We start from the raw sequence: 6,401 nt of genomic DNA, 5'->3' as shown, positions 1-6,401 counted from the left end.
GTTGACCAGGGCACGGGTAGTACCGGCCATAGCACGAGCTTGCTGATCACCGTTGCGAGCGACGAAACGGAGTTCGCCGGAGACTTCGGAGACTTCAACAGACGAGTGAACGTTCAGTTCGAGAGTGCCCTTGGCACCCTTCACCGAAAGCTGCTGACCGGCGAATTTGACTTCGACGCCTGCTGGCAGCTTAACGGGGTTCTTAGCGACGCGAGACATGCCTATCTCCCCTTAGAACACTGTGCACAGAACTTCGCCGCCGACACCGGCAGCGCGCGCAGCGCGGTCAGTCATCACACCTTTGTTGGTGGAGACGATAGACACGCCCAGGCCGCCACGTACTTTCGGCAGGTCTGTAACGGCCTTGTACTGGCGCAGGCCAGGACGGCTGGAGCGCTTCAGCTCCTCGATGACCGGACGGCCTTCGAAGTACTTGAGCTCGATCGACAGAGAAGGCTTGGCCTCACCAGTAACCTGGTAACCGGCAATGTAACCTTCGTCTTTCAGAACTTTGGCAACCGCGACCTTCAGGGTAGAGGAAGGCATGCTTACGACGGACTTTTCAGCCATCTGGGCATTACGGATGCGAGTTAGCATGTCCGCTAACGGGTCCTGCATACTCATGGGCTAGATGCTCCTGATACAAGAATTATTAGCCTTGCGGCTATCACAACCACCCGAGCGGACAGGGTTAAACCCCAGGCTCAGGTGAGCCGGTCATTCTAGACACAAGGTAGAAACGAAACAAGCCCCATATAGGGGCTTGTTTGTTGGCGAGATCACCGGCGGTCGGAAGATTGCTCTCCTTACGCCGGAATCACACCTGCAGCGATTACCAGGAGGCCTTGACCAGACCTGGTACGTCACCACGCATTGCAGCTTGACGCAGCATGTTACGGCCCAGGCCGAACTTACGGTATACACCGTGAGGACGACCGGTCAGGCGGCAACGGTTGCGCAGACGCGCAGCGCTGGCATCACGTGGCTGCTTCTGCAGCGCAACAACGGCAGCGAAACGCTCTTCAGGAGAGGCGTTCACGTTGACGATGGTCGCTTTCAGCTCAGCACGCTTTTTGGCGAACTTGGCTACCGTGAGCTGACGCTTCAGCTCGCGGTTTTTCATGCTCTTCTTGGCCATTTTCCTACTCCAATCAGTTGCGGAACGGGAATTTGAATGCACGCAGCAGAGCGCGGCCTTCGTCATCCGAACGAGCAGTGGTGGTCAGGGTGATGTCCAAACCGCGCAGAGCATCGATCTTGTCGTAATCGATTTCCGGGAAGATGATCTGCTCTTTCACGCCCATGCTGTAGTTGCCACGGCCATCGAAGGACTTGGCATTCAGGCCGCGGAAGTCGCGGACCCGAGGCAGGGAGATCGCCAGCAGGCGGTCCAGGAATTCGTACATCTTGTCGCTACGCAGGGTCACCTTGACGCCGATCGGCCATCCTTCGCGGACTTTGAAGCCAGCGATGGATTTACGAGCGAAAGTCACGACCGGCTTTTGACCGGTGATCTTTTCCAGGTCGGCAACAGCGTGCTCGATGACTTTCTTGTCGCCGATCGCTTCGCCCAGACCCATGTTCAGGGTGATTTTGGTAACGCGCGGAACTTCCATCACGTTCGACAGCTTAAGTTCTTCCTTAAGCTTGGGAGCGATCTCGTTCCGGTAAATCTCTTTCAGTCGTGCCATGGTCTTCTACCTAGCAGTGTTCAAGCATCAACCGCTTTTTGGGTCGACTTGAAGACACGAATTTTCTTACCGTCTTCTACTTTGAAACCAACGCGGTCAGCCTTGTTGGTTTCGCCGTTGAAGATGGCAACGTTGGAAGCGTGCAGAGGCGCTTCTTTCTCGACGATACCGCCCTGAACGCCCGCCATCGGGTTAGGCTTGGTATGACGCTTGACCAGGTTCACACCACCGATGACCAGACGGTCATCAGCGAGAACCTTCAGCACCTTACCGCGCTTACCTTTGTCTTTGCCGGCGATCACGATGATCTCGTCGTCACGACGAATCTTTTGCATGTCGGATCTCCTTACAGCACTTCAGGGGCGAGCGAGACGATCTTCATGAACTTCTCAGTACGAAGTTCACGGGTCACTGGCCCGAAGATGCGAGTGCCGATCGGCTCTTGCTTGTTGTTCAGCAGAACAGCAGCGTTGCCGTCGAAACGAATGATGGAACCGTCAGCGCGACGGACACCGTGACGGGTGCGCACGACAACAGCAGTCATCACTTGGCCTTTTTTGACCTTACCGCGCGGAATTGCTTCCTTGACGGTAACCTTGATGATGTCACCGATGCCGGCGTAACGGCGGTGCGAACCGCCGAGCACCTTGATGCACATGACGCGACGAGCGCCGCTGTTATCGGCCACATCGAGCATGGATTGAGTCTGAATCATAAAATTTCTCCGACCCCTAGCCCTTAGACTTCAACAGCGCGTTCGAGGACTTCAACCAGTGCCCAGGACTTGGTCTTGGCCAGCGGACGGGTTTCGGTAATCGAAACTTTGTCGCCGATCTTGCACTGGTTGGTTTCGTCGTGCGCGTGCAGCTTAGTCGAACGCTTAACGTATTTACCGTAGATCGGGTGCTTTACGCGACGCTCGATCAGTACGGTGATGGTCTTGTCCATTTTGTCGCTGACGACACGGCCAGTCAGCGTACGGACGGTTTTTTCAGCTTCAGCCATGATCACTTACCTGCCTGCTGGTTGAGCACAGTTTTCACGCGAGCGATGTCACGCTTAACTTGCGAGAGCAGGTGCGACTGCCCCAACTGGCCAGTTGCTTTCTGCATGCGCAGATTGAACTGGTCGCGCAGCAGGCCGAGCAGTTGCTCGTTCAGCTGCTGTGCCGATTTTTCACGAAGTTCATTCGCTTTCATCACATCACCGTCCGCTTAACAAAGGAGGTGGCGAGAGGCAGCTTTGCAGCAGCCAGGGCGAAAGCTTCGCGCGCCAGCTCTTCAGAAACACCCTCGATCTCGTACAGGACTTTGCCTGGCTGGATCTGGGCAACCCAGTATTCCACGGAGCCCTTACCTTTACCCATACGAACCTCGAGAGGTTTCTTGGAGATCGGCTTGTCCGGGAACACACGGATCCAGATCTTGCCGCCACGTTTTACGTGACGGGTCAGGGCACGACGTGCCGACTCGATCTGGCGGGCGGTGAGGCGACCGCGAGCAACAGCCTTCAGGGCGAATTCGCCGAAGCTGACTTTGCTACCGCGCAGTGCCAGACCACGGTTGTGGCCAGTCATCTGCTTGCGGAATTTTGTACGCTTTGGTTGCAACATTTGGCGTACCCCTTACTTAGCAGCTTTTTTACGAGGCGCTGGTGCTTGTGGTTTCAGTTCTTCTTGGCGACCACCAATAACTTCGCCTTTGAAGATCCAAACCTTCACACCGATCACACCATAAGTGGTGTGAGCTTCGTAGGTGTTGTAGTCGATATCGGCACGCAGGGTGTGCAGAGGCACACGACCTTCGCGATACCACTCGGTACGAGCAATCTCGGCGCCGCCGAGACGACCGCTCACCTGGATCTTGATGCCCTTGGCACCAATACGCATGGCGTTCTGTACGGCGCGCTTCATGGCGCGACGGAACATTACGCGGCGTTCCAGCTGCTGAGCTACGCTCTGCGCAACCAGCATAGCGTCGAGTTCCGGCTTGCGGATCTCTTCGATGTTGATGTGCACAGGCACACCCATCTGCTTGGTCAGGTCCTGACGCAGTTTCTCAACATCTTCACCTTTCTTGCCGATAACGATACCGGGACGAGCAGTGTGGATGGTGATGCGTGCGGTTTGAGCCGGGCGATGAATATCGATACGGCTTACGGACGCGCTTTTTAGTTTGTCCTGGAGGTACTCACGTGTTTTCAGATCCTTCAACAGGTAATCTGCGTAAGTAGCGCCGTCTGCATACCAGACGGACGTGTGCTCCTTGACGATTCCCAGGCGAATGCCAGTGGGATGTACTTTCTGACCCATCTGATCGACTCCGTTACTTGTCCGCAACCTTGACAGTGATATGGCAAGACCGCTTGACGATGCGATCTGCGCGGCCTTTGGCACGCGGCATGATGCGCTTCAGCGAACGCCCTTCGTTGACGAAGACGGTGGAGACCTTCAGGTCATCAACGTCTGCGCCTTCGTTGTGTTCGGCGTTGGCAACGGCCGACTCGAGGACTTTCTTCATGATTTCAGCGGCTTTTTTGCTGCTGAAGGCCAACAGGTTGAGCGCTTCGCCCACCTTCTTCCCGCGGATCTGGTCGGCGACCAAGCGGGCTTTCTGGGCGGAGATTCGAGCGCCCGACAACTTAGCGGCTACTTCCATTTCCTAACCCCTTAACGCTTGGCTTTCTTGTCAGCCACGTGCCCACGATAAGTGCGGGTACCGGCAAACTCGCCCAGTTTATGGCCGACCATGTCTTCGTTCACGAGAACTGGAACATGCTGGCGACCGTTGTGAACCGCGATGGTCAGACCGACCATTTGTGGCAGGATCATCGAACGACGCGACCAGGTTTTAACTGGTTTGCGATCGTTCTTCTCCACCGCCACTTCGACCTTCTTCAACAGGTGAAGATCGATAAAAGGACCTTTTTTCAGAGAACGTGGCACTGTCGTATCCCTCTAGTTACTTGCGACGACGGACGATCATTTTGTCGGTACGCTTATTACCACGGGTTTTAGCACCCTTGGTTGGGAAGCCCCATGGCGATACCGGATGACGACCACCGGAGGTACGACCTTCACCACCACCATGTGGGTGGTCAACCGGGTTCATGGCAACGCCACGAACGGTTGGGCGAACGCCGCGCCAGCGTTTGGCACCTGCTTTACCCAGCGAACGCAGGCTGTGCTCGGAGTTCGAGACTTCGCCCAGGGTCGCACGGCACTCAGCCAGTACTTTACGCATTTCACCAGAGCGCAGACGCAGGGTCACGTAGACACCTTCGCGAGCGATCAGCTGAGCCGAAGCACCAGCGGAACGAGCGATCTGTGCACCTTTACCCGGCTTCAGTTCGATGCCGTGAATGGTGCTACCCACTGGAATGTTGCGCAGCTGCAGGGAGTTACCGGCCTTGATTGGGGCCAGGGTACCTGCGATCAGCTGGTCGCCAGCGCTCACGCCTTTAGGGGCGATGATGTAGCGACGCTCGCCGTCTGCGTAGCACAGCAGGGCGATGTGAGCAGTACGGTTCGGGTCGTATTCGATACGCTCGACAGTGGCTGGGATGCCATCTTTGTCGTTGCGACGGAAGTCAACCAGACGGTAATGCTGCTTATGACCACCACCAACGTGACGAGTGGTAATGCGGCCATTGTTGTTACGACCACCAGACTTCGATTTTTTCTCGAGCAGCGGTGCGTGAGGAGCGCCTTTGTGCAGCTCCTTGTTGACCACCTTGACCACGAAACGGCGGCCAGGGGAAGTCGGTTTGCATTTAACGATTGCCATGATGCACCCCTTCCTTACTCAGCACTGCTGCTGAAATCGAGATCTTGGCCTGGCTGAAGGGAGACGATCGCCTTCTTCCAGTCATTACGCTTGCCCAGACCACGTGCGGTACGCTTGGTTTTACCCAGAACGTTAACGGTCGACACGTTTTCAACTTTTACGTTGAACAGGCCTTCGACAGCTTTCTTGATTTCCAGCTTGGTTGCGTCGGTAGCAACCTTGAATACGAACTGGCCTTTCTTCTCAGCCAGAACGGTAGCCTTCTCGGAAACGTGCGGGCCAAGGAGGACTTTGAATACGCGTTCCTGGTTCATCCCAGCAGCTCCTCGAATTTCTTCACGGCCGAGACAGTGATCAACACTTTCTCGTATGCGATCAGACTGACCGGGTCGGAACCTTGTACGTCACGTACGTCGACGTGCGGCAGGTTACGAGCAGCCAGGTACAGGTTCTGATCAACAGCGTCGGAAACGATCAGTACGTCGCTCAGACCCATGCCGTTCAGCTTGTTCAGCAGATCTTTGGTTTTCGGCGCTTCGACAGCGAAGTCCTGAACCACGACCAGACGGTCGCTACGCACCAGCTCAGCGAGGATGGAGCGCAGGGCTGCGCGGTACATCTTCTTGTTGAGCTTTTGCGAGTGATCTTGAGGGCGAGCCGCGAAGGTTACACCACCGCCACGCCAGATCGGACCACGAGTGGTACCAGCACGAGCACGGCCAGTACCCTTCTGACGCCATGGGCGCTTACCGCCACCAGCCACGTCGGAACGGGTCTTCTGCTGCTTGGTACCTTGACGGCCGCCGGCCATGTAGGCCACGACTGCTTGGTGAACCAGCGTCTCGTTGAATTCGCCACCGAAAGTCAGTTCGGAAACTTCGATCGCCTGAGCGTCATTTACATTAAGTTGCATGTCAGTTTCCCC

The 6,401-nt window shown here is 56.1% G+C and carries 15 protein-coding genes; all 15 read right to left on the bottom strand.

Annotated elements, in window-relative coordinates; genetic code table 11:
* On the bottom strand, positions 1-219 hold a 219-nt coding region (gene rplF, locus HP546_RS06175), incomplete at its 3' end, for a 50S ribosomal protein L6 (RefSeq protein ID WP_172221134.1).
* A gap of 12 nt (positions 220-231) precedes the next feature.
* Entirely contained in the window at positions 232-624 is a 393-nt protein-coding gene (rpsH, locus tag HP546_RS06170) for a 30S ribosomal protein S8 (protein ID WP_003255471.1), read from the bottom strand.
* Positions 625-832: 208 nt separating this feature from the next.
* Positions 833-1,138, bottom strand: coding sequence for a 30S ribosomal protein S14 (gene rpsN / locus HP546_RS06165; protein WP_008089807.1), 306 nt, complete (start codon positions 1,136-1,138; stop codon positions 833-835).
* Between the two features lie 13 nt (positions 1,139-1,151).
* Entirely contained in the window at positions 1,152-1,691 is a 540-nt protein-coding gene (rplE, locus tag HP546_RS06160) for a 50S ribosomal protein L5 (RefSeq protein ID WP_003255474.1), read from the bottom strand.
* Positions 1,692-1,711: 20 nt separating this feature from the next.
* Positions 1,712-2,026 carry a 50S ribosomal protein L24 gene (rplX, locus tag HP546_RS06155; RefSeq protein ID WP_003255476.1) on the bottom strand — a complete coding sequence of 105 codons (315 nt, stop codon included), beginning with the start codon at positions 2,024-2,026 and terminating at the stop codon, positions 1,712-1,714.
* Between the two features lie 11 nt (positions 2,027-2,037).
* Entirely contained in the window at positions 2,038-2,406 is a 369-nt protein-coding gene (rplN, locus tag HP546_RS06150) for a 50S ribosomal protein L14 (RefSeq protein ID WP_002555479.1), read from the bottom strand.
* Positions 2,407-2,429: 23 nt separating this feature from the next.
* A complete protein-coding gene (rpsQ, locus tag HP546_RS06145; RefSeq protein WP_023534981.1) occupies positions 2,430-2,696 on the bottom strand; it encodes a 30S ribosomal protein S17 in 267 nt (88 codons plus the stop codon).
* 2 nt (positions 2,697-2,698) lie between these two features.
* The gene (gene rpmC / locus HP546_RS06140; RefSeq protein WP_002555481.1) at positions 2,699-2,890 is read right to left on the bottom strand and encodes a 50S ribosomal protein L29; all 192 of its coding nucleotides are present in this window, start codon (positions 2,888-2,890) and stop codon (positions 2,699-2,701) included.
* Positions 2,890-3,303 carry a 50S ribosomal protein L16 gene (rplP, locus tag HP546_RS06135; RefSeq protein ID WP_003255479.1) on the bottom strand — a complete coding sequence of 138 codons (414 nt, stop codon included), beginning with the start codon at positions 3,301-3,303 and terminating at the stop codon, positions 2,890-2,892. The genes rpmC and rplP overlap by 1 nt, the downstream gene beginning before the upstream one ends.
* A gap of 12 nt (positions 3,304-3,315) precedes the next feature.
* The gene (gene rpsC / locus HP546_RS06130) at positions 3,316-4,002 is read right to left on the bottom strand and encodes a 30S ribosomal protein S3 (RefSeq protein WP_003255481.1); all 687 of its coding nucleotides are present in this window, start codon (positions 4,000-4,002) and stop codon (positions 3,316-3,318) included.
* Positions 4,003-4,015: 13 nt separating this feature from the next.
* Positions 4,016-4,348: a 50S ribosomal protein L22 gene (rplV, locus tag HP546_RS06125; RefSeq protein WP_003103908.1), complete on the bottom strand. Its 333-nt coding sequence runs from the start codon at positions 4,346-4,348 to the stop codon at positions 4,016-4,018.
* A gap of 11 nt (positions 4,349-4,359) precedes the next feature.
* Complete coding sequence (rpsS, locus tag HP546_RS06120; protein ID WP_003255482.1) at positions 4,360-4,635, bottom strand: 30S ribosomal protein S19; 276 nt, start codon at positions 4,633-4,635, stop codon at positions 4,360-4,362.
* A 16-nt stretch (positions 4,636-4,651) separates the two neighbouring features.
* Complete coding sequence (rplB, locus tag HP546_RS06115) at positions 4,652-5,476, bottom strand: 50S ribosomal protein L2 (RefSeq protein WP_172221131.1); 825 nt, start codon at positions 5,474-5,476, stop codon at positions 4,652-4,654.
* A 14-nt stretch (positions 5,477-5,490) separates the two neighbouring features.
* Positions 5,491-5,790 carry a 50S ribosomal protein L23 gene (gene rplW, locus HP546_RS06110; RefSeq protein WP_003255484.1) on the bottom strand — a complete coding sequence of 100 codons (300 nt, stop codon included), beginning with the start codon at positions 5,788-5,790 and terminating at the stop codon, positions 5,491-5,493.
* A complete protein-coding gene (gene rplD, locus HP546_RS06105; protein WP_003255485.1) occupies positions 5,787-6,389 on the bottom strand; it encodes a 50S ribosomal protein L4 in 603 nt (200 codons plus the stop codon). The genes rplW and rplD overlap by 4 nt, the downstream gene beginning before the upstream one ends.
* Positions 6,390-6,401: the final 12 nt, after the last annotated feature.

This window comes from Pseudomonas sp. CM25 (assembly GCF_013179705.1).
Taxonomy (GTDB): Bacteria; Pseudomonadota; Gammaproteobacteria; order Pseudomonadales; family Pseudomonadaceae; genus Aquipseudomonas.
Note: the sequence above shows the minus strand (reverse complement) of the source record. Positions and strands in the feature narration are given on the sequence as shown.

What these genes read in the sequence shown, in the direction of transcription:
- rpsH (WP_003255471.1), bottom strand. Translation starts at nt 624, where the DNA reads ATGAGTATGCAGGACCCGTTAGCGGACATGCTAACTCGCATCCGTAAT.
- rpsN (WP_008089807.1), bottom strand. Translation starts at nt 1,138, where the DNA reads ATGGCCAAGAAGAGCATGAAAAACCGCGAGCTGAAGCGTCAGCTCACG.
- rplE (WP_003255474.1), bottom strand. Translation starts at nt 1,691, where the DNA reads ATGGCACGACTGAAAGAGATTTACCGGAACGAGATCGCTCCCAAGCTT.
- rplX (WP_003255476.1), bottom strand. Translation starts at nt 2,026, where the DNA reads ATGCAAAAGATTCGTCGTGACGACGAGATCATCGTGATCGCCGGCAAA.
- rplN (WP_002555479.1), bottom strand. Translation starts at nt 2,406, where the DNA reads ATGATTCAGACTCAATCCATGCTCGATGTGGCCGATAACAGCGGCGCT.
- rpsQ (WP_023534981.1), bottom strand. Translation starts at nt 2,696, where the DNA reads ATGGCTGAAGCTGAAAAAACCGTCCGTACGCTGACTGGCCGTGTCGTC.
- rpmC (WP_002555481.1), bottom strand. Translation starts at nt 2,890, where the DNA reads ATGAAAGCGAATGAACTTCGTGAAAAATCGGCACAGCAGCTGAACGAG.
- rplP (WP_003255479.1), bottom strand. Translation starts at nt 3,303, where the DNA reads ATGTTGCAACCAAAGCGTACAAAATTCCGCAAGCAGATGACTGGCCAC.
- rpsC (WP_003255481.1), bottom strand. Translation starts at nt 4,002, where the DNA reads ATGGGTCAGAAAGTACATCCCACTGGCATTCGCCTGGGAATCGTCAAG.
- rplV (WP_003103908.1), bottom strand. Translation starts at nt 4,348, where the DNA reads ATGGAAGTAGCCGCTAAGTTGTCGGGCGCTCGAATCTCCGCCCAGAAA.
- rplB (WP_172221131.1), bottom strand. Translation starts at nt 5,476, where the DNA reads ATGGCAATCGTTAAATGCAAACCGACTTCCCCTGGCCGCCGTTTCGTG.
- rplW (WP_003255484.1), bottom strand. Translation starts at nt 5,790, where the DNA reads ATGAACCAGGAACGCGTATTCAAAGTCCTCCTTGGCCCGCACGTTTCC.
- rplD (WP_003255485.1), bottom strand. Translation starts at nt 6,389, where the DNA reads ATGCAACTTAATGTAAATGACGCTCAGGCGATCGAAGTTTCCGAACTG.